We start from the raw sequence: 18,337 nt of genomic DNA on the forward strand, positions 1-18,337 counted from the left end.
GAGAAGTTTTTCGGGATAAATAGAAAAAGGGCATGGATATGGAGTTCCATGCCCTTCCCGGTTGAATGAAAGCTCACTTTTTCGTGTGCTGGGTATCACACTTTATTTGACGACTTCCATGTGTCATAAAGTTGGCTGGCGAATCTCGAAACCTTGGCTGGAGTCCGCTAGGGAGCGGTGCCGAGCACCTCGAAGGAGCGAGTCGAGCCGCCGATTTCGCTGATCTTCTGGGTCCAGAAGTTCTTCGCGTTGCCGTAGTGCCTGATGTAGTAATGGCCGGGCTCGGTCCCTGGTGGAATGGACCAGTTGATAGTCGCTTTCGAGGCAGATATACCCACTCTCTCCCAGCGGTACTGAGTATCCCAGTCATTGTCGGTGGCAATGGTCACGGGCGTCTGTTTGCCATCCTTGCCGATACTCACCACTTCCAGGAAAGTCTTCTCGGTGCGCAAGTCATTCTTCGGATGTCCGGTCACGAAAGCGACGGTCACCTTGTCGCCGATGCGATAACTTTCCCTGGGTTGTTGCAATACGTCGCCGAAGGACTTGCCGATATAGGGATCATCGGCCACTACTCCGGTCTGGAAGTTCATCTGGCAGCAGGACAGGTCCGGCGCTATCGCCGAGGTTTCCACCGGCAGGCGTTCGCGCAGCGCCACCGCCATGTCGACGAACAACTGCTGGTAGGCGGCCTGGGTCCAGGGGCCGTAGAGGGTCGAGCCGCCTTCGTATTCCTGGGCGGCGTATTCCTCGCGGGTGGTGACGTAGCTGGCATAGGCATTCGCGTAGCCATTGAAGATCACATGGCGGATACCGGCCGCTTCGCTGGCCGCCTGCACCGCGCGGCGGATCCGCACCCCGGCCATCACGGTGAACTCGGCGGGGGCGCCGAGCAATTCCAACTGGCCGATGCGGAACATCTGGATCGGCAGCACCGTCGGCGTCCAGGGGTAGGGTTTCTTGTTGCCGGTGTCGGCGAGGATGGTCTTTTCTGCCTGGCATTGCACCAGCTCCTGCGGCGGCACGCCGGTGAGCAACCCGCCAAGGGCCGAGAGGAACGGATTGTTGCCTTCCTCCAGCCCCAGCGGGCCTGGCCCGTCTTCGGTGCTACCGGCGGCCAGGCTGGTGCCGATGGCCGCGGTGCACAGTTGGCGCGGCTGGCCGTCGGTGAACTCCGGGCGGATCGGCAGGCGGGTGAAGTCGACGAAACGGAAGCGCGAATCCAGTTCGCCGAGCACTTCCTCCTGGGCCTGGCCGGCGATCTCGTAGGCCTTGGCGAATTGGCGCAGACCGATCTCGCGGGTGTTGTCGAACTCGTTGTCGAAGGGACCGGAGCCGGGCTTCAGGTTCAGGTTGGGCGACAGGTTGCCTGCATTGGTCTGGGCGAAGGCGGCGACGAAACCGCTCTTGCGGCTGACGTCGTGCTCCCAGTGATAGGAAGCGTAGCCCTTGTTGTCCGGGGAGATCAGGTGATTGGCGTTGGTCATCGAGGTGCTGTGCACCGGGAACCAGCTGATCGCGCCGGCCAGCTCGCCGTTGGCGTCGACGAAGCTGAGCACGCTCATCTGCGGGTCGATGCCATCCTCGTAGCCGGCGATGTCCGGATTCTTCAGGTGCGACAGCAGCGAGCGGTTGCGGCTGGCGTTGCGCAGCTCGCCGCTGCCGTAGAACAGGCGGCCGGGCTGCAAGCTGGCCTGGGCCCGCTCGATGGAGCGGACGATGCCGTCGACGATGGCGTTGAAGGTCTTCTCCTGGAAGCCGAGCACCGACAGGTTGTACATCGCGTAGTGGGAGAAGCCGCCCGGACCGGAGTGGGTGTGGGTGGCGGCGAGCATCACGTTGTTCTCGTCGTAGACCCCGGGGTACTTCGCCTTGAGCCGCTCCAGGACCTTCAGGTGCACGGCCTGGAAGATCATCCCCAGGTCGGTGTTGACGTAGACGAGCCGGCGCCCGCTGGCGGGCTCCTCGATGACGAAGGCACGCGCCCACTGGCGCATGTGGATGCCGGCGGTCTTCTGTTCGAGGGAGGAGTAACCCATCATGCCGACTTCGGCGGCTTCGCCGGTGATGTCCGCCTTGCCCAGGCCGAAACGGTAGGGCAGGTCGTCGGCTCGCAAGGGCTGGGAAAGGAGCAGGAGGACACAGGAAAGCAATAGCGTGGTGAGCGCGGAACGTGACATGGCGACCCTCTTCTTGTTTGCCGCTGGTGGGCTGGGGACGGTGGTCATCGAAAGCGGGCCGGAGCCTGCTTCGCCTGGTTGCCACTGTAGTGCCAGGATGGCGGAGTCGAGGGGGGCGTAGCGGACAGGAAGGGGGTGAGCGCCGGCCATCCTGCATGGACGGCGAGGCAGGCGGGTAAAAAAAGGCCGCCTGCGTGGGGAAGCACCGGCGGCCAGTCGGTTCGGCAGCGTCGAGCCGGTCTGCAAGGGCTGGCGCAGGTCTCGGCTGCGGCCTGCGCCGACGCTCCCGAGGGCATTCGTAGTGTGCCCGACGCCGGCTGTCAGGGCGCTGACGCCCGCCTGACAATGCCGACAGCGGACACCGGGCGCATGCTTATTTCACCAGTGCCTTCTCGCCTTCCTCGCGGACCCAGAACAGGGTGGCGCCGGCGACGGCGGCGGGCATCATGACCAGGTTGACCAGCGGGATCAGCAGCGCCAGGTAGGTCACCCCGCCGAAACCCATGCACGCCCAGCGCTTGCTGCGCAGCCAGGCGAGCATCTCGTTCCAGCCGAGCTTGTGGTTGTCCGCCGGATAGTCGATGTACTGCACCGCCATCATCCAGATGCCGAAGAGGATCCACAGCGGCGTGGCGATCAGGTTGACCCCGGGCACGAAGCTCAGCACCAGCAGCACCAGCGCGCGCGGCAGGAAGTAGGCGAGCTTGCGCATCTCGCGACCCATGGTGCGCGGGATCATCGCCAGCAGTTCGGCCCAGCTGAACGGCGGGAAGTCGTCGCGGCCGCGAACCACCACCTCGACCTTTTCCGAGAGGAAGCCGTTGAACGGCGCGGAGATGATGTTGGCGACCATGGTGAAGGTGAAGAACACGATCACCAGCACCAGCAGGACGAACAACGGCCAGACGATGTACTGCAGGAAGCTCAGCCAGTCGGGCAGGCTGGGCATCAGCAGGTCGACCCAGTGGCTGAACTGCTGCATCGCGAAGCCGATCAGCAGGGCGAACACCAGCAGGTTGAGGGTCAGGGGGATCAGCACGAACAGGCGCAGGCCGGGACGCATGATCAGCTTCAGGCCTTCGCCGAGGTATTGCGGGCCGCTCAGGGCTGGCATAGGGAATGGTTCTCCGATGGGATGCGGGCTGAAACCTTAGCAGACTGGCGAAAGCCCGCGACAGAGCCTGTTTGACCGCGCATTTCAGGCTGGCGCCTGGTACAGGCAATAGTGGTTGCGCTGGCGCTTGGCCTCGTACATGGCGCTGTCGGCGGCACGGACCAGTCCTTCGGCATCGCCGGCATGCCGTGGGTAGAGAGCGATGCCGATGCTCGGGGTGACGAAGTCGATGCGTTCGCCATTCAGCGCGATCGGTTGGACCAGCGCCGCCAGCAGGCGTTCTGCGAGGCGCTGCGGATTGTTTTCCTGGCTGTCCTCGAGGAGCACGGCGAATTCGTCGCCGCCCAGGCGGTAGGCCTTGTCCGGCTGCCGCAGGGTGCTGCGTACCCGTTCGGCGACGGCCCTGAGGAGGGCGTCGCCGATGTCGTGGCCGAAGCGGTCGTTGACCTCCTTGAAGCGGTCCAGGTCCAGGTACAGCAGCGCCAGTTCGCTTCCGCCGGAGCCGGCGCGAAGCAACGCCTGGCCGAGCTGTTCCTCGAAGGCCTTGCGGTTGCCCAGACCGGTCAGCGGGTCGCGGTAGGCCATTTCCAGCAATTGCTGCTGGTAGGCGATCTGGTCGCTGACGTCGCGGACGATGCCGCGGTAGCCCCGCAGTTCGCCCTGCAGGTCGTGGATCAGCGAAACCGTGGCCTCGAAGTAGCCGAGGCTGCCGTCGGCGCGCTGCAGAGGGATGGCGAAGGTCTTGCCTGCGCCGCTCTGCATGGCGCGCTGGAAGGGTTGGCGGGCACGCGCCAGGTCGTCTTCGCCGAGCAGCTCGTAGTAGGGATGGCCGATCAGCGCTTCGCGCGTCTGGCCGAGCAGTTGGCAGAGCGCGGGGTTGACGGTGAGGATCACGCCGTCGACGTCCATTTCGAAGTAGCCGTCGCGCATCGACTGGAGGATCGCCCGGTCGCGCGCCTCGCTGTGCTCCAGGCGCTCGAGCATCTGGTTCATCTCGCCCGCCAGTTGTCCCAGCTCGTCGTTGCCGAAGTCGCTCAGGCGTATCGAGTGGGCGTTGCGCCCGACTTCGGCGACCTCCCGGTTGAGCCGTTGGACCCGGCGCAGGACCCACAGCTCCAGGGCCAGGTAGCCGACCAGGAAAGCGCCCAGCGCGACCAGCAGGGAGGCGCCGAGGAAGAAGTTGATGGCCTTCTCGCCCTGGATGTAGAGCAGGCGTTTCTTGGTGATGTCGAAGCGCAGCTGCGGCTCGCCGCTGGAACTCAGGTACTGCACCGAGACCTGCTGGACATGTTCGCCGATGAACCGCCGCGGGCTGAGCAGGGCCTGGTTGTGGGTACTGCCGCTGCGGCTGCGCAGCGGCTTCCAGGTGGAGTCGGTGGCGATATTGGGCATCGGTTGCAGGTCGGCCTGCATCTGTTCGCGGAGGTTGGCCAGGCGTTCCCGGTCGAGGAAGTAGCCGGCGAGGATCGCGCCCTTCGCCGGCGCGCTACCCTGGTTGTTGCTGATAGGCACGCTGACCAGCAGGGTCGGCAGGTTGTCGACCAGCAGCAGCTCGCTCAGGCTGTGGTCGGTGCGTCCGCGAAAGTCCAGCGCGCCGAGGCGGATGGCGCGTTGCTGCAGCGCCTCGAGCAGGGCCTGGTCGCTCGCCGAGGGGGCGCCGAAGAGCACGCGCTGGTCGGGCGCGGGCGGGGACCACTGCTTCAGTTGCAGGTGACCCCGGTCGTCGAGGAACAGGACGAAGTCGAATCCCAGGTCGTCGAGCATCTCGTGGTCGAGGTTTTCCTGTTCGAAGGTCTCGTTGGGGCGCTGGATGAAGTCGTAGCTGGCATCCCACCAAGCGTAGGTGCGAACGATGTCCAGGTGGCGCTTCAACTCGAAGTCCAGCCGGTTGTGCAGGACGGTGGCGCCCTCCTGCAGGCGTTGCTGGTCCTCTCGGTCGAAACGGCTCAGCAGGATGCTTTCCGACAAGAGCCAGATACCGCCGAGACTGGCGGCCAGCAACGGCAGGAACAGCCAGAGCAGGCGTGTGCGTAGGGGCATGCGGTGAGGACGGGTAATGGGCGACAGCATGAGTCTAGCCGCAGGTTGAGAGCATAGGCCGACTCTATCGTGCGAATTGAAATTCGACATTTCAACGCATCGTCGTGGCTGGGTAACCTGCGCTGCATATTCTTCCGGGAGCCTGGCATCGCCGGGCGGAACCCAACCTTCTAGGAGCCTCGCGATGAGCGTACTGGTCAACAAGCAAGCCCCCGATTTCACTGCCGCCGCGGTCCTCGGCGATGGCTCGATCGTCGATGCCTTCCAGCTTTCCAGCCTGCGCGGCAAGTACGTCGTACTGTTCTTCTGGCCGCTCGACTTCACTTTCGTCTGCCCCTCGGAAATCATCGCCCACAACAACCGCATGGATAAGTTCCGCGAGCTGGGCGTCGAGGTGGTCGGTGTCTCCATCGACTCGCAGTTCACCCATCACGCCTGGCGCAGCACGCCGGTGGAGAAGGGCGGCATCGGCGCGGTCGAGTTCACCATGGTCGCCGACGTCAAGCACGAGATCACCCGCGCCTACGGCATCGAGCACGAGGACGGCGTGGCCTTGCGTGCTTCGTTCCTGATCGATCGCGCCGGGGTGGTCCAGCACCAGGTGGTGAACAACCTGCCGCTGGGGCGCGAGGTGGACGAGATGGTGCGCCTGGTAGAGGCCCTGCAGTTCACCGAGGAACACGGCGAGGTCTGCCCGGCCGGCTGGCGCAAGGGCCAGAAAGGCATGAAGGCGAGCGCCGAGGGCGTGGCCTCGTACCTGGCCGAGAACGCCGAGGCGCTGTGATCCCGATGCCGGGCGCGAAGTGTGCCCGGCCGACCTTTTCCCGGGGCGACCGCTCCTTCCAAGCCTTCCCCATGTGCTTTGGTGGCCCCGTTTTTATTCGCGCCGACCCTGAGGTCGGCAGGAGTCCGACGAGATGCCCGATACCCTCCGCCACGCCCGAGTGATCATCCTCGGTTCCGGTCCCGCCGGTTACAGCGCGGCTGTCTACGCCGCGCGCGCCAACCTCAAGCCGCTGCTGATCACCGGCATGCAGGCCGGCGGCCAGTTGACCACCACCACCGAGGTCGACAACTGGCCGGGCGACCCCCACGGCCTGACCGGCCCGGCACTGATGCAGCGGATGCAGGAGCACGCCGAGCGCTTCGAGACCGAGATCGTCTTCGACCACATCCATGCCGTGGACCTGGCCGGCAAGCCGTTCACCCTGCGCGGCGACAACGGCACCTACACCTGCGACGCACTGATCATCGCCACCGGTGCCAGCGCGCGCTACCTGGGGCTACCGTCGGAGCAGGCGTTCATGGGCAAGGGCGTGTCGGCCTGCGCTACCTGCGACGGTTTCTTCTACCGCAACCGCGAAGTGGCGGTGATCGGCGGCGGCAATACCGCTGTCGAAGAGGCCCTGTACCTGGCCAACATCGCCAGCCGGGTGACCCTGGTGCATCGTCGCGAGACCTTCCGCGCCGAGAAGATCCTCCAGGACAAGCTGCAGGCGCGGGTCGCCGAGGGCAAGATAGTGCTCAAGCTCAACGCCGAGGTCGATGAGGTGCTTGGCGACGCGATGGGCGTCACCGGCGTGCGCCTGAAGACTCGCGATGGCGGCAGCGAGGAGATCGCCGTGGATGGCATGTTCGTCGCCATCGGCCATACTCCCAATACCTCGCTGTTCGAAGGGCAACTGGCCCTGAAGGACGGCTACCTGGTGGTCAACGGCGGGCGCGAAGGCAACGCCACCGCGACCAACGTACCGGGTGTGTTCGCCGCCGGTGACGTGGCCGACCACGTCTACCGCCAGGCGATCACCTCGGCCGGCGCCGGCTGCATGGCCGCGCTGGATGTGGAGCGCTATCTCGATTCGCTCTGATGAGAAGACAGCCCTGAGTGCTGCGTGCAAGGAAGGCCCCGCTTCGGCGGGGTTTTTCTTTGTTCGTTCGGAAAGCCGCGGGCAGTGGGTCGTCCGGTTACGTATCCGCCGGCGGTGGACATCGAGGCCGAGCGGCGTGCCGGCAGAACACGACTTAAGGACGGCGGACCGCGAATAGAGCAATTGCTCTAGCCGGCCTAGAATCCAGACGCTTCATCCTTCCCACGACAAGACAATAGAAGGAGCGTCATCCATGTTTCTCAGCCCTAGCGCGATCTGCCTGCTCGGCCTGATCGCCTGGACCCTGTTGCTGGTCTTCCTGCTGGTCAGCCAGCGCGGCCTGTTGGTACTCGGCGGGCGGATGGCGGTGAACGCCTTCGCCGCCGATGGCAGCAACACGCCTGGCGGTTTCGGCCAGCGGCTGGTGCGGGTCCATGCCAACTGCGTGGAGAACCTGCCGCTGCTGGCCGGCGCGCTGCTCTACGCGATCGCCAGCGGGCAGAGCAGCCTGACCGACCCGCTGGCGCCACTGGTACTCGGCGCCCGGTTGTTCCAGTCGCTGATGCACCTGGTCAGCACCTCCGCGCTGTTCGTCTGGCTGCGTTTCGCCGGCTTCTTCGTGCAGTTGCTGGTGCTCGCCTGGTGGCTGCTGCTTCTTGCGGGGCTGGCCTAGCGGCGCGGCGCCGGCTCAGTCGCCGGAGGCCAGTTGCTCGGCGAATACCTCGCGGTCGACGTTCGCTCCGCTGAGGATCAGGCCTACCTTCAGCCCCTTCAGGCGCTCGCGCTCCTGCCAGGCGGCGGCCAGCGCCGCCACCCCGGCGCCCTCGGCGACGTTGTGGGTGGTGGTGAAGCACAGGCGCATGGCCGCGCCGATCTCCCTGTCGCTGACCCGCACCAGGCGATCGGCGCCGGCCAAGATCATTTCCAGCGCGCTCGGGTCCGGCGTACTGCACGCCATGCCGTCGGCCAGGCGGGTGTCGACCGGGTGGCTGATCGGCGTGCCGGCCTCGAACGACAGGGCGTAGGCCGGCGCATGGGCGGACACCACGCCGACGATGCGGGTCTTCAGGCCCAGCGCGTCGCGTGCGGCGATCAGGCCGCAGATGCCCGAACCCATACCGATCGGCACGTAGACCTCGTCAAGGTCGGCCAGCGCGGCGAACAACTCCAGGCTGTAGCTGGCGACCCCGGCCACCAGCCAGGGATGGAACGCCGGAATCAGGTGCAGGCCTTCGTGCCGGGCGCGCTCGGCGGCGTATTCGCGGGAGGCCTGGAAGTCCTCGCCATGCTCGATCAGCTCCGCGCCGAGGCTGCGCATCGCCGCGTTCTTCTCACGGCTGTTGCCGTGCGGCACGACGATGATCGGCTGGATGCCGTAGCGGCTCGCCGAAAAGGCCACCGACTGGCCGTGGTTGCCGCGGGTGGCGCTGATCACGCCGGCCGGTCGCTCGCCCTGGTGCGCCAGGTGGTGGAAATACACCAGGCCGCCGCGCAGCTTGAAGGCCCCCACCGGCAGGTGGTTCTCGTGCTTCATCCACACTTCGCAACCGAGTGCCTCGCATAGCAGCGGCCAGCGTATCTGCGGCGTCGGTGGCAGGCTCTGGTGGACGATGGCGGCGGCCTGTTGGAGGGAGGCGAGAGAAAATGGCATGCGTGGTTTCCCCGTGCTGGTGGTCGGACCAGCCTAGGGAGCGCACGGCAGATTGAACAGGCACACGTAGCCAGGGTTTCGCCGGGAGACTGTACCGTTGTGCGGATTCGCCGTCTCGCTGTGGGTGCCTGGCGGCGAAAACGACTGCCGCCCGGAGCGGGCGGCAGTCGAGGGCGTTATAGCAGGGTCCAGGCGTCCTGCCAGGCCATGCCCTTGCCCGGGGCGTAGTAGAGATCCCAGCCCTTGCACCAGCCGGAGTTCGGGTAGGGCTTGCACTGGTAGCGCTTGCCATCGGTACCGCGCACTACGGTCCCGGCGTCGTATTGCTGCAGGCCTTGCGGATAGTCGAAGTCGACCTTGCCGTCGCCGCCCGGCTGCTCGCCGCCGCCCTCGACCGGCAGTTCGATGTCGACCTGGAAGCGGTAGCCGGCCTGGCGCACGTAGACCTGGTTGTCCTGCGAGCTGGCCACCGGGCTGACCGCCCCGTAGGCATCCAGTACGCCGACATTGACCAGGGTGGAGTCCTGGTTGACCTTCTGCGCCAGCGCCAGCGGCCATTGCTTGGCACCGTTGTTGCCCTGGGCCAGGGTCAGGCTGTGACGCTGGGCGTCGCGGCCCTGGGCATCGAACAGACGCAGGGTGACGGTAGCACCGGCCGGCAGGTCCTGCTGCGCGCGCAGGTTGCCCAGCGCTTGCCAGGGGTTGGCGACGGCGCCGCTGAAGCTCACGTCGATGCAGGCGTAGAAGGCTTCCGGGCTGTCCGAGCGCTGCCAGACGTTATAGATCACATGCTTGCCGGTCTTGCCCTGGGGCAGCGGGCAGTTCATCCGGTAGGTGCCGTTCTCCAGCTTGACGCTGGTGATCGAGCAGAACGGCGCGGGTTCCAGGTCGCTCCAGGCTAGCGGCTTCTCGGGGTTGTAGCCGTCCTTGGTGATGTAGAAGTCGAAGTAGCGGGTCGCGTGCGGCGCGCTGGCCTTGTAGACGAACTGGAAGTTGCCGCTGGCGTCCGGCGCGATGGCAGTGCTGGGCCAGTCGCTGCGAGCCAGGTTCAAGCCCTTGAACAGAGCCTTGCCGGCGCCGCAGAGCTGGCCGTCGGGGACCACCGCCTGGTGGTTGCCGTTGGCGTTGCCCTGGTTGACGCCATTCCAGTCGTACAGCGCCTGGGTACCGCCGGCGGCGACGGCGGCCTTGCAGGCGGCCGACTTGGGATTCTCCGGACCTTCGAGGAAGCAGCCGTAGACCCGACTGGGCGGCGTTTCCATCGAGCCGTGGGCATGGGCTGCCTGGGGCAGGAGCAGGGCGAGGGTGAGTGGCAGGAGTGCCAGGGTGGCTGAGTAGTGTTTCATGACAAGTCCTTTTTTCCAGAACCGGATTCATTTCGAAGCGGGCTGATCCTAGCCCTCGGTGCCGGTTTGAGGTCCCTACCAAATGTGACGGGCCGGTCAGATTCGCTACCCATTCCTGATGGATGTCGCGGAATGCAAAGCGGTCGGCACCCGCACTGTGAGCCGGTAGAGGCAGGCAAAGGGCTGCTATGGGGCGGGGAAGGGAAGCCGGCGGGAAGGTGGCGGACCTGTCAGAACGATCAGTGTCCGCGCCCGGCCGCAGCCGGGCGCGAAGGGAACTAGACCTGGCTGCCGAGCTGTTCGGCGCGACGCAGCCAGCCCTGGCGCTGTTCCTCGCTGGAACTGCGCATCGGCGCGAATTCTTCCAGGCGGCGGGTGGCGATGCCACAGGCGCCGAGCACGCTGCGCACCATCTGCCGGTGCGCCGGCGGGCCCTTGAGGAAGCGCAGCCGCGACAGCGGCTGGTCGTGGCAGACCAGCAGGTCGGCGCTGCGCCCGCCCAGCAGTTGCTCCCAGTCCTTGTCCTGGGTGCCGCGATAGCGGAAGGCGAAGCCCGGTTGCAGGGCGCGGTCGAAGAAACCCTGCAGCAGCGCCGGCAGGCCGCCCCACCAGACCGGGTAGACGAACACCAGGTGCTCGGCCCAGTGGATCTGCCGCTGCGCTTCCAGCAGGTCGGGTTCGAGCACCTGGCTCTGCTCGTAGCCTTCGTGGAGGATCGGGTCGAAGGCCAGCTCGCCCAGCTTCAGTTCGCGCACCACGTGATCCTTGCTGCGCGCGCCCTGGGCATAGCATTCGGCGAGCAGGTGGCAGAAGCTCTTGCGCTTGGGCGAGCCGACGATCAGCAGGATGCGCTTGCCGTCGCCTTCCAGCGGGGTGGCGCCGGACTTGGCGGTTTCAACCATGGTGGCCGGCCTCCAGCATCTGCTCCGGCCGCACCCATTCGTCGAACTGCGCTTCGTCCAGGTAGCCCAGTTGCAGCGCCGCGGCGCGCAGCGTGGTGCCTTCGGCGTAGGCCTTCTTGGCGATCTCGGCGGCCTTGTCGTAGCCGATGTGCGGGTTCAGTGCGGTGACCAGCATCAGGCCGCGCTCCAGCAGGTCGGCCATGCGCTGGGCGTCCGGCTCCAGGCCGGCGACGCAATGCTTGTTGAAGTTGCGGCAGCCGTCGGCGAGCAGGCGGATGGATTCCAGCAGGTTGTAGACGATCACCGGCTTGAACACGTTGAGTTGCAGATGGCCCTGGCTGGCGGCGAAGGAAATCGTGCTGTCGTTGCCCATGACCTGGCAGGCCAGCATCGACAGCGCCTCGCACTGGGTCGGGTTGACCTTGCCGGGCATGATCGAGCTGCCCGGCTCGTTAGCCGGCAGCTTCACCTCGGCGAAGCCGGCGCGAGGGCCGGAACCGAGCAGGCGCAGGTCGTTGGCGATCTTCATCAGGGCCACCGCCAGGCTCTTCAGGGCGCCGGAGAGGATAACCAGCGGCTCGTGGCCGGCCAGGGCGGCGAACTTGTTCGGCGCGGCGACGAAGGGCAGGCCCGATTCGGCGGCGATTTCCGCGGCGATGGCGTCGGCGAAGCCCTTCGGCGCGTTGAGCCCGGTGCCCACCGCGGTGCCGCCCTGGGCCAACTGGTAGACCGCCGGCAGTGCCGCGCGGATGGCGCGCTCGGCGTAGTCGAGCTGGGCGACGAAGGCCGAGAGTTCCTGGCCGAAGGTGATCGGCGTGGCGTCCATCAGGTGGGTGCGGCCGGTCTTGACCAGGCTGGCGTGACGCGCCGACTGTTCGGCGAGACCGCCGGAAAGCTCGGCGATGGCCGGCAGCAATTGTTCGTGCACGGCCTTGGCGGCGGCGATGTGCATGGCGGTGGGGAAGCTGTCGTTGGAACTCTGCGCGCGGTTGACGTGGTCGTTGGGATGCACCGGCGACTTGCCGCCGCGCGGATTGCCGGCCAGTTCGTTGGCGCGGCCGGCGATCACCTCGTTGACGTTCATGTTGGTCTGGGTGCCGCTGCCGGTCTGCCAGACCACCAGCGGGAAGTGTTCGTCGTGGCGGCCTGCGAGGACCTCGTCGGCGGCCTGTTCGATCAGCCGGGCGACTTCCGGCGGCAGTTCGCCGAGGTGGTCGTTGACCCGCGCGGCGGCTTTCTTGATCAGCGCCAGGGCATGGATCACGGCGAGCGGCATGCGTTGGCCGCCGATGGCGAAGTTCTCCAGCGAGCGCTGGGTCTGGGCGCCCCAGTAGGCGTCGTCGGGCACCTCGATGGTGCCCAGGCTATCGGTTTCGGTCCGGCTCATGAGTGTTCTCCAGGGTGCGTATCCGGCAGTTTAGGCCTTCGCTCCCGCCTTGGGTTCCGCTGCCGTCGCTTCCTCGTGGGCATTTTTCGCCGCGCTGCGGGTCGGAAATAGATTGCCCGCCGCCGCCGTCACCAGCGCGCGCGGGTCGAACCGATCCAGCCGAGGGCGCCGTCCACTGGCACGCAATCGCCGTCGTCGTGGCGCAGGGTGCCGTTGAAACGGCCGAACCACTGGCGGGTATTGGCATAGAACAGGCCGACGCTGGGCCGCGCCTGGTGCAGCTGTTCGGGACGGAAGACCAGCTCGACGCGACCGCAGGCGCTGTCCAGGCGCCATTCGGCCAGCGGGTCGCGAGGCTCGCGGATGTGCACGTCGTCGAGCACGCGGCTGAGCTTGCCGCCGAACCACAGGGCGTTCTCGCGCAGGTCGCTGGCTTCGGTCCAGCCGGTGCCGAAGTTGCCGGCAATGCCGCCGGGGGCGGCGAAGGCGGCGCGGGTCCAGTAGGTATGCAGCGGCCAGACGCCGCGGCCGAAGTCCAGCGCGGCGAAGCTCTGGCCCGCCTGGCAGTCGTAGCGCCGGCGGCCGAGTTGCAGGCAGCCGCTGATCGGCAGGCCGAGCTGGCGGCTGCAGGCATGGAAGGTGTGTTCGCCCATCGGCACCACCAGGTTCACCGACTCCAGGTGCGACGGTCGTCGCACTTCCAGCGCCAGCTCCAGCGGCAGGCCGCCGAGGTCCGGGGCCTGGCCGGTGACGCGCAGGCGCCCGGGCTGTTCGTCGAAGCGCAATTGCAGGCGGGGATGCTCGAAGGCATGGCTGGCCTGCGGCTCGTCGGGCAACTGGCAGCCGAGGCCGAAGAAGCGGATCTGCGTGTGCGCTACCGCCTGGCCGCTGTCCAGGTCGAGGAAATAGGCGGCGCCGTAGGTCAGGTAGTCGAGGTCGGCGATGGTCAGCGAGAGCATCCAGCCGGGGCTGACGATACACCAGTGGTTCCAGCGCTTGCGCCGGCCGAAGTGGCCGGGGATGTGGCAGAGCACCCGCGGCCGGGCGGACCAGCCGACCGCCCGGGGATCGAGCCGGCCGAGGCCGTCGCAGAGGTTGCGCAGGGGCGGGGGCGATACGGCGAGGGTATCGGCGGCGGTTCCGTTCATCTAACACATCCATGTGACAGGCTGACGCAAGCATGCCGGCTGCGGAAGGAGGGCGGCAAGTACCCACTACAGAACTGATAGTAGACGGCATGGGGCGGGCTGGCGCCGGATAGGATTCTCCCGATATTCGGCGCTGCGCTTGAGCGGATTTCGAACTTAGGCGCAGAATGTCGGGTCCCACGGACACATCTACCCAACCTCAAGGATTTTCCATGACCCGTCTTCGCCTCATCGGCAGCGCCGTGCTGCTCAGCCTCAGCTCCATGGCCATGGCCGATTCCGCCAGCCAGGCCGAGCAATTCCTCAAGCTGGTCCATGCCGACAAGCTGACGGTCCCGGTCTATGCCCAGGTGCAGCAGATGCTGGCCCAGCGCTTCGCCCAGGCCAAGGCGCCGGAGAGCAAGAAGGCGGTTCTCGAGCGTTACCAGGCCAAGGCCAATGCCGAGCTGGACCGCGCCATCGGCTGGGACAAGATCAAGCCCGAGCTGATCAAGCTCTACACCACCAACTTCACCGAGTCCGAGCTGAAGGACCTGAACGCCTTCTACCAGTCGCCGCTGGGCAAGAAGGTGCTGGAGAAGATGCCGCGCCTGACCGCCGAATCCGCCCAACTGACCCAGGCCAAGCTGCAAGGCGCCGTCGAGCCGGTGAACAAGCTGATGGCCGACATGGACAAGGAACTCGGCGTCGCCGCGCCGGCCCAGAAGAAAAAGTGAGCCGTGATTCGCGATGAGCATGCGTGACCGTATCCAGACCGCCCTGCAGCCCCTCGATCCGCAACACGTCGAGGTGCTCGACGAGAGCCACATGCACAGCCGCGGGCTGGAGACCCACTTCAAGGTGGTGCTGGTCAGTCCGCAGTTCGCCGGGTTGAACGCGGTGAAGCGGCACCAGAAGGTATATGCCACCCTCGGTGGGTTGATGGGCGAGTTCCATGCCCTGGCGCTGCATACCTTCACCCCGGAGGAGTGGAGCCAGGCCGCGGTGCCGGCTTCGCCGACCTGCCGCGGCGGGAGCAGGCACGACATACCCTGAGACGGCGTCCGTCGCGGCGGGGTGCAGAGCCTGCCCCTGCTGCGCTAGACTACGCACCCAGCGCCGGCCTTCCGCCGGCGTTGTCGTTTCCATGGCGCCAGCGGCTGGCGCTTTTCGTTCCGGTCCGCCCTTTACGCGGGCGACCACCTGGAGGCTATATCCCCATGACATCCATCGTCGTGGCGGCGCTGTACAAGTTCGTGACTCTCGACGACTACGTGGCGCTGCGTGAACCCCTGCTGCAAACCCTGCTCGACAACGGTGTGAAAGGCACCTTGCTGCTGGCCGAGGAAGGCATCAACGGCACCGTCTCCGGTAGCCGCGAAGGCATCGATGCGCTGTTCGCCTGGCTGCGCAGCGATCCCCGGCTGGCCGATATCGAGCACAAGGAGTCCTACTGCGACGAACAGCCGTTCTACCGCACCAAGGTCAAGCTGAAGAAGGAAATCGTCACCCTCGGTGTGCCTGGCGTCGATCCGAACAAGCAGGTCGGCCAGTATGTCGAGGCGAAGGACTGGAACGCCCTGATCAGCGATCCGGAAGTCCTGCTGATCGATACCCGCAACGACTACGAGGTGGCGATCGGCACCTTCGAGGGCGCGGTCGATCCGAAGACCAGGTCGTTCCGCGAGTTCCCCGAGTACATCAAGGCCCACTACGACCCGGCGCGGCACAAGAAGGTGGCGATGTTCTGCACCGGCGGCATCCGCTGCGAGAAGGCTTCCAGCTACATGCTCGGCGCCGGTTTCGAGGAGGTCTTCCACCTCAAGGGCGGCATCCTCAAGTACCTCGAAGAGGTGCCGCAGGAACAGAGCCTGTGGCGCGGCGACTGCTTCGTATTCGACAACCGCGTGACCGTGCGCCACGATCTTAGCGAGGGCGAGTACGATCAGTGCCACGCCTGCCGCAACCCGGTCTCGCTGGAGGACCGCCAGTCCGAGCACTACGTGCCCGGCATCAGCTGTCCGCACTGCTGGGACTCGCTGAGCGAGAAGACCCGCGCCGGCGCCCGCGAGCGGCAGAAACAGATCGAACTGGCGCGGCAGCGCAACCAGCCGCACCCGCTCGGTCGCGATCCGCGCCAGTCCACGCTGGAGAACTGAACCTTGGCCAAGGCCCGCCTGCTGTACGTGATGGACCCCATGTGTTCCTGGTGCTGGGGCTTCGCCCCGGTCGCCGAGGCGCTGTCCCGGCAGGCGGCCGCCGACGGCGTCGCTTTCCACCTGGTAGCCGGTGGCCTGCGCGCCGGCCACGGCGCGGCGCTCGACCCGAATACCCGCGGCTACATCCTCGGCCACTGGCAGACCGTGCAGCAGACCACCGGCCAGCCGTTCCGCTTCGACGACGCGTTGCCCGAAGGCTTCGTCTATGACACCGAGCCGGCCTGCCGGGCCCTGGTGGCGGCGCGCAGCCTCGACGAGGAAAGCGCCTGGCCGCTGGTAAGGGCGATCCAGCGGGCGTTCTACGCCGAGGGTCGCGATGTCACCCAGGCGGCGGTGCTCGCCGGCCTGGCGGAAGCGGTGGGGCTTCCGCGCATCGAGTTCGCCGCGGCCTTCGACAGCGGCGAGGCGCGTGACGCCACCGCCGCCGATTTCGCCTGGGTCCAGGACCTCGGCATCGCCGGGTTCCCGACCCTGCTGGCCGAGCGCAACGGCCAACTGGCGTTGCTCACCAACGGCTACCAGCCGCTTGCCGAACTTTCACCCTTGCTCGGCCGCTGGCTGGAACGGGGCCGGCATGAGTGAGCGCGGAGACCGCCTGAGCTGGGCGGAGATTCGTCGACTCGCACTGCGCCACAAGAAAGCCCTGTTGTTCGCCAACCTGGTGGCGGTGCTGGCCACCCTCTGCACCGTGCCGATTCCCTTGCTGCTGCCGCTGCTGGTGGACGAAGTGCTGCTCGGCAAGGGCGACGGCGCGTTGCGTTTCATGGACCGCCTGTTGCCCGCCGACTGGCAGGTGGCGTTCGGCTACATCGGCCTGATGCTGGCGGCGACCCTTCTGTTGCGGGGGGCGGCGCTGGTGTTCAACGTACTCCAGGCAAAGCTGTTCGCGCGGCTGTCCAAGGACATCGTCTACCGCATCCGCCTGCGTCTGATCGAGCGCCTCCGGCATATCGCCCTGGGCGAATACGAAACCCTCGGCGGCGGGTCGATCAGCGCCCACCTGGTCACCGACCTGGATACCCTGGACAAGTTCGTCGGGGAAACCCTCAGCCGCTTCCTGGTCGCCTTGCTGACGCTGCTCGGCACCGCCGCGATCCTGGTCTGGATGCACTGGCAGCTCGCCTTGCTGATCCTGCTGTTCAACCCGCTGGTGATCTGGTCCACGGTGCAGCTGGGCAAGCGCGTCAAGCATCTCAAGAAGCTCGAGAACGATAGCACCGCGCGCTTCACCCAGGCGCTCACCGAGACCCTCGAGGCGATCCAGGAAGTCCGCGCCGGCAATCGCCAGGGCTATTTCCTCGGCCGCCTCGGCCACCGCGCCCAGGAGGTCCGCGACTACGCCGTCGCCTCGCAATGGAAGAGCGACGCCGCCGGACGCGCCAGCGGCCTGCTGTTCCAGTTCGGCATCGACGTGTTCCGCGCCGCGGCGATGCTCACCGTGCTGCTCTCGGACCTGTCGATCGGCCAGATGCTCGCGGTGTTCAGCTACCTCTGGTTCATGATCGGTCCGGTCGAACAACTGCTCGGCCTGCAATACGCCTACTACGCCGCTGGCGGCGCGTTGCAGCGGATCAACGAGTTGCTGGCGCGGGCCGACGAGCCGCGCTACCCGCCGCTGCGCGATCCGTTCGCTGGCCGCACGACCGTTGGCATCGAGGTGCGCGGGCTGGATTTCGCCTACGGCGAGGACAAGGTCCTGGAGCAGTTGGACCTGGACATCGGCGCCGGCGAGAAGGTTGCGCTGGTCGGCGCCAGCGGCGGCGGCAAGAGCACGCTGGTGCAACTGCTGCTCGGTCTCTACAGTGCGCAGCGCGGCAGCATCCGCTACGGCGGGGTGCCCCTGGAGGAAATCGGCCTGGACTGCGTGCGCGAACATGTCGCGGTGGTCCTCCAGCATCCGGCGCTGTTCAACGACAGCGTGCGGGCCAACCTGACCATGGGCCGCGAACGCAGCGACCAGGCCTGCTGGCGGGCTTTGGAGATCGCCCAGTTGGCCGACGGCGTGCGGCGCCTGCCGCAGGGGCTGGACACCGTGGTCGGGCGTTCCGGGGTGCGCCTGTCGGGTGGTCAGCGGCAGCGCCTGGCGATCGCCCGGATGATCCTCGCCGAGCCCAAGGTGGTGATCCTCGACGAGGCCACCTCGGCCCTCGACGCCGCTACCGAGTACGCCCTGCACCAGGCGCTAGGCGACTTCCTCGAAGGCCGCACCACATTGATCGTGGCCCATCGGCTGTCGGCGGTGAAGCAGGCCGACCGGGTCCTGGTCTTCGATGGCGGGCATATCGCCGAAGACGGCGATCACCAGCAACTGATCGCCGAAGGCGGCCTCTACGCCCGGCTCTACGGACATCTGCAACAGATGTGAGGCGCCAGGCTGTCGCCTGGCGGTTTTTCTCGTATATTCCATATAAGACATCCGGTTTTTATTGGCTGCGGCAATAAAAAACGCTGTCTGTTCCGCCAGGCGCAGGGCAGGTTCGGCAAACAGCCACTAGACTCCTAC

General features: G+C 66.6%; 16 protein-coding genes. 8 read left to right on the forward strand and 8 right to left on the reverse strand.

Going from position 1 to position 18,337, the window contains the following annotated elements; all coding sequences use genetic code 11:
- Nucleotides 1–167 precede the first annotated feature (167 nt).
- The 3 genes from cerN to HMPREF2886_RS10670 form a co-directional block, all read right to left on the reverse strand.
- The gene (gene cerN, locus HMPREF2886_RS10660) at nt 168–2,180 is read right to left on the reverse strand and encodes a ceramidase CerN (RefSeq protein ID WP_039027269.1); all 2,013 of its coding nucleotides are present in this window, start codon (nt 2,178–2,180) and stop codon (nt 168–170) included.
- Between the two features lie 373 nt (nt 2,181–2,553).
- Nucleotides 2,554–3,294 (reverse strand): sulfate transporter CysZ, encoded by a 741-nt coding sequence (gene cysZ, locus HMPREF2886_RS10665; protein WP_003116482.1) that lies wholly within the window; start codon nt 3,292–3,294, stop codon nt 2,554–2,556.
- Nucleotides 3,295–3,378: 84 nt separating this feature from the next.
- A complete protein-coding gene (locus tag HMPREF2886_RS10670; RefSeq protein WP_033971264.1) occupies nt 3,379–5,334 on the reverse strand; it encodes a sensor domain-containing diguanylate cyclase in 1,956 nt (651 codons plus the stop codon).
- A 184-nt stretch (nt 5,335–5,518) separates the two neighbouring features.
- Here HMPREF2886_RS10670 and HMPREF2886_RS10675 point away from each other — a divergent pair, with 184 nt between their 5' ends.
- From HMPREF2886_RS10675 to HMPREF2886_RS10685, 3 genes are all read left to right on the forward strand, one after another.
- The gene (locus HMPREF2886_RS10675) at nt 5,519–6,118 is read left to right on the forward strand and encodes a peroxiredoxin (protein WP_003085842.1); all 600 of its coding nucleotides are present in this window, start codon (nt 5,519–5,521) and stop codon (nt 6,116–6,118) included.
- A gap of 133 nt (nt 6,119–6,251) precedes the next feature.
- The gene (gene trxB / locus HMPREF2886_RS10680; RefSeq protein WP_033971259.1) at nt 6,252–7,202 is read left to right on the forward strand and encodes a thioredoxin-disulfide reductase; all 951 of its coding nucleotides are present in this window, start codon (nt 6,252–6,254) and stop codon (nt 7,200–7,202) included.
- Nucleotides 7,203–7,455: 253 nt separating this feature from the next.
- Nucleotides 7,456–7,875, forward strand: coding sequence for an MAPEG family protein (locus tag HMPREF2886_RS10685; protein WP_003085846.1), 420 nt, complete (start codon nt 7,456–7,458; stop codon nt 7,873–7,875).
- Between the two features lie 15 nt (nt 7,876–7,890).
- Here the strand turns inward: HMPREF2886_RS10685 and HMPREF2886_RS10690 are convergent, their stop codons facing one another.
- The 5 genes from HMPREF2886_RS10690 to HMPREF2886_RS10710 form a co-directional block, all read right to left on the reverse strand.
- A complete protein-coding gene (locus tag HMPREF2886_RS10690; RefSeq protein ID WP_033971257.1) occupies nt 7,891–8,853 on the reverse strand; it encodes a threonine dehydratase in 963 nt (320 codons plus the stop codon).
- A 176-nt stretch (nt 8,854–9,029) separates the two neighbouring features.
- Complete coding sequence (gene cbpD / locus HMPREF2886_RS10695; protein WP_033971254.1) at nt 9,030–10,199, reverse strand: chitin-binding protein CbpD; 1,170 nt, start codon at nt 10,197–10,199, stop codon at nt 9,030–9,032.
- 278 nt (nt 10,200–10,477) lie between these two features.
- Nucleotides 10,478–11,101: an NAD(P)H-dependent oxidoreductase gene (locus HMPREF2886_RS10700; protein WP_003140847.1), complete on the reverse strand. Its 624-nt coding sequence runs from the start codon at nt 11,099–11,101 to the stop codon at nt 10,478–10,480.
- Entirely contained in the window at nt 11,094–12,488 is a 1,395-nt protein-coding gene (locus tag HMPREF2886_RS10705) for a class II fumarate hydratase (protein WP_003085854.1), read from the reverse strand. The genes HMPREF2886_RS10700 and HMPREF2886_RS10705 overlap by 8 nt, the downstream gene beginning before the upstream one ends.
- Nucleotides 12,489–12,616: 128 nt before the next feature.
- A complete protein-coding gene (locus tag HMPREF2886_RS10710) occupies nt 12,617–13,636 on the reverse strand; it encodes a DUF2804 domain-containing protein (RefSeq protein WP_039027271.1) in 1,020 nt (339 codons plus the stop codon).
- A gap of 167 nt (nt 13,637–13,803) precedes the next feature.
- On the opposite strand from HMPREF2886_RS10710, the gene HMPREF2886_RS10715 reads away from it, so the two are divergent.
- From HMPREF2886_RS10715 to HMPREF2886_RS10735, 5 genes are all read left to right on the forward strand, one after another.
- Nucleotides 13,804–14,352, forward strand: coding sequence for a DUF2059 domain-containing protein (locus tag HMPREF2886_RS10715; protein WP_003120754.1), 549 nt, complete (start codon nt 13,804–13,806; stop codon nt 14,350–14,352).
- A gap of 13 nt (nt 14,353–14,365) precedes the next feature.
- Nucleotides 14,366–14,671 carry a BolA family protein gene (locus HMPREF2886_RS10720; protein WP_070747332.1) on the forward strand — a complete coding sequence of 102 codons (306 nt, stop codon included), beginning with the start codon at nt 14,366–14,368 and terminating at the stop codon, nt 14,669–14,671.
- Nucleotides 14,672–14,835: 164 nt separating this feature from the next.
- Nucleotides 14,836–15,774 (forward strand): oxygen-dependent tRNA uridine(34) hydroxylase TrhO, encoded by a 939-nt coding sequence (locus HMPREF2886_RS10725; RefSeq protein ID WP_003085861.1) that lies wholly within the window; start codon nt 14,836–14,838, stop codon nt 15,772–15,774.
- Between the two features lie 39 nt (nt 15,775–15,813).
- On the forward strand, nt 15,814–16,416 hold the full coding sequence (locus HMPREF2886_RS10730) for a DsbA family protein (RefSeq protein ID WP_003145641.1): 603 nt from the start codon (nt 15,814–15,816) through the stop codon (nt 16,414–16,416).
- On the forward strand, nt 16,409–18,199 hold the full coding sequence (locus tag HMPREF2886_RS10735; protein WP_033971243.1) for an ABC transporter ATP-binding protein: 1,791 nt from the start codon (nt 16,409–16,411) through the stop codon (nt 18,197–18,199). Before HMPREF2886_RS10730 ends, HMPREF2886_RS10735 begins: the two co-directional genes overlap by 8 nt.
- The last annotated feature ends 138 nt before the right edge of the window (nt 18,200–18,337 follow it).

Source organism: Pseudomonas sp. HMSC066A08, assembly GCF_001813025.1.
In the GTDB taxonomy this organism is placed as follows: Bacteria; Pseudomonadota; Gammaproteobacteria; order Pseudomonadales; family Pseudomonadaceae; genus Pseudomonas; species Pseudomonas aeruginosa.

Coding starts and splice junctions, on each gene's coding strand:
- HMPREF2886_RS10735 (WP_033971243.1), top strand. CDS start 16,409: ATGAGTGAGCGCGGAGACCGCCTGAGCTGGGCGGAGATTCGTCGACTC.
- HMPREF2886_RS10725 (WP_003085861.1), top strand. CDS start 14,836: ATGACATCCATCGTCGTGGCGGCGCTGTACAAGTTCGTGACTCTCGAC.
- HMPREF2886_RS10710 (WP_039027271.1), bottom strand. CDS start 13,636: ATGAACGGAACCGCCGCCGATACCCTCGCCGTATCGCCCCCGCCCCTG.
- HMPREF2886_RS10730 (WP_003145641.1), top strand. CDS start 15,814: ATGTGTTCCTGGTGCTGGGGCTTCGCCCCGGTCGCCGAGGCGCTGTCC.
- HMPREF2886_RS10700 (WP_003140847.1), bottom strand. CDS start 11,101: ATGGTTGAAACCGCCAAGTCCGGCGCCACCCCGCTGGAAGGCGACGGC.
- trxB (WP_033971259.1), top strand. CDS start 6,252: ATGCCCGATACCCTCCGCCACGCCCGAGTGATCATCCTCGGTTCCGGT.
- HMPREF2886_RS10715 (WP_003120754.1), top strand. CDS start 13,804: ATGTCGGGTCCCACGGACACATCTACCCAACCTCAAGGATTTTCCATG.
- cbpD (WP_033971254.1), bottom strand. CDS start 10,199: ATGAAACACTACTCAGCCACCCTGGCACTCCTGCCACTCACCCTCGCC.
- HMPREF2886_RS10670 (WP_033971264.1), bottom strand. CDS start 5,334: ATGCCCCTACGCACACGCCTGCTCTGGCTGTTCCTGCCGTTGCTGGCC.
- cerN (WP_039027269.1), bottom strand. CDS start 2,180: ATGTCACGTTCCGCGCTCACCACGCTATTGCTTTCCTGTGTCCTCCTG.
- HMPREF2886_RS10675 (WP_003085842.1), top strand. CDS start 5,519: ATGAGCGTACTGGTCAACAAGCAAGCCCCCGATTTCACTGCCGCCGCG.
- HMPREF2886_RS10690 (WP_033971257.1), bottom strand. CDS start 8,853: ATGCCATTTTCTCTCGCCTCCCTCCAACAGGCCGCCGCCATCGTCCAC.
- HMPREF2886_RS10685 (WP_003085846.1), top strand. CDS start 7,456: ATGTTTCTCAGCCCTAGCGCGATCTGCCTGCTCGGCCTGATCGCCTGG.
- cysZ (WP_003116482.1), bottom strand. CDS start 3,294: ATGCCAGCCCTGAGCGGCCCGCAATACCTCGGCGAAGGCCTGAAGCTG.
- HMPREF2886_RS10720 (WP_070747332.1), top strand. CDS start 14,366: ATGAGCATGCGTGACCGTATCCAGACCGCCCTGCAGCCCCTCGATCCG.
- HMPREF2886_RS10705 (WP_003085854.1), bottom strand. CDS start 12,488: ATGAGCCGGACCGAAACCGATAGCCTGGGCACCATCGAGGTGCCCGAC.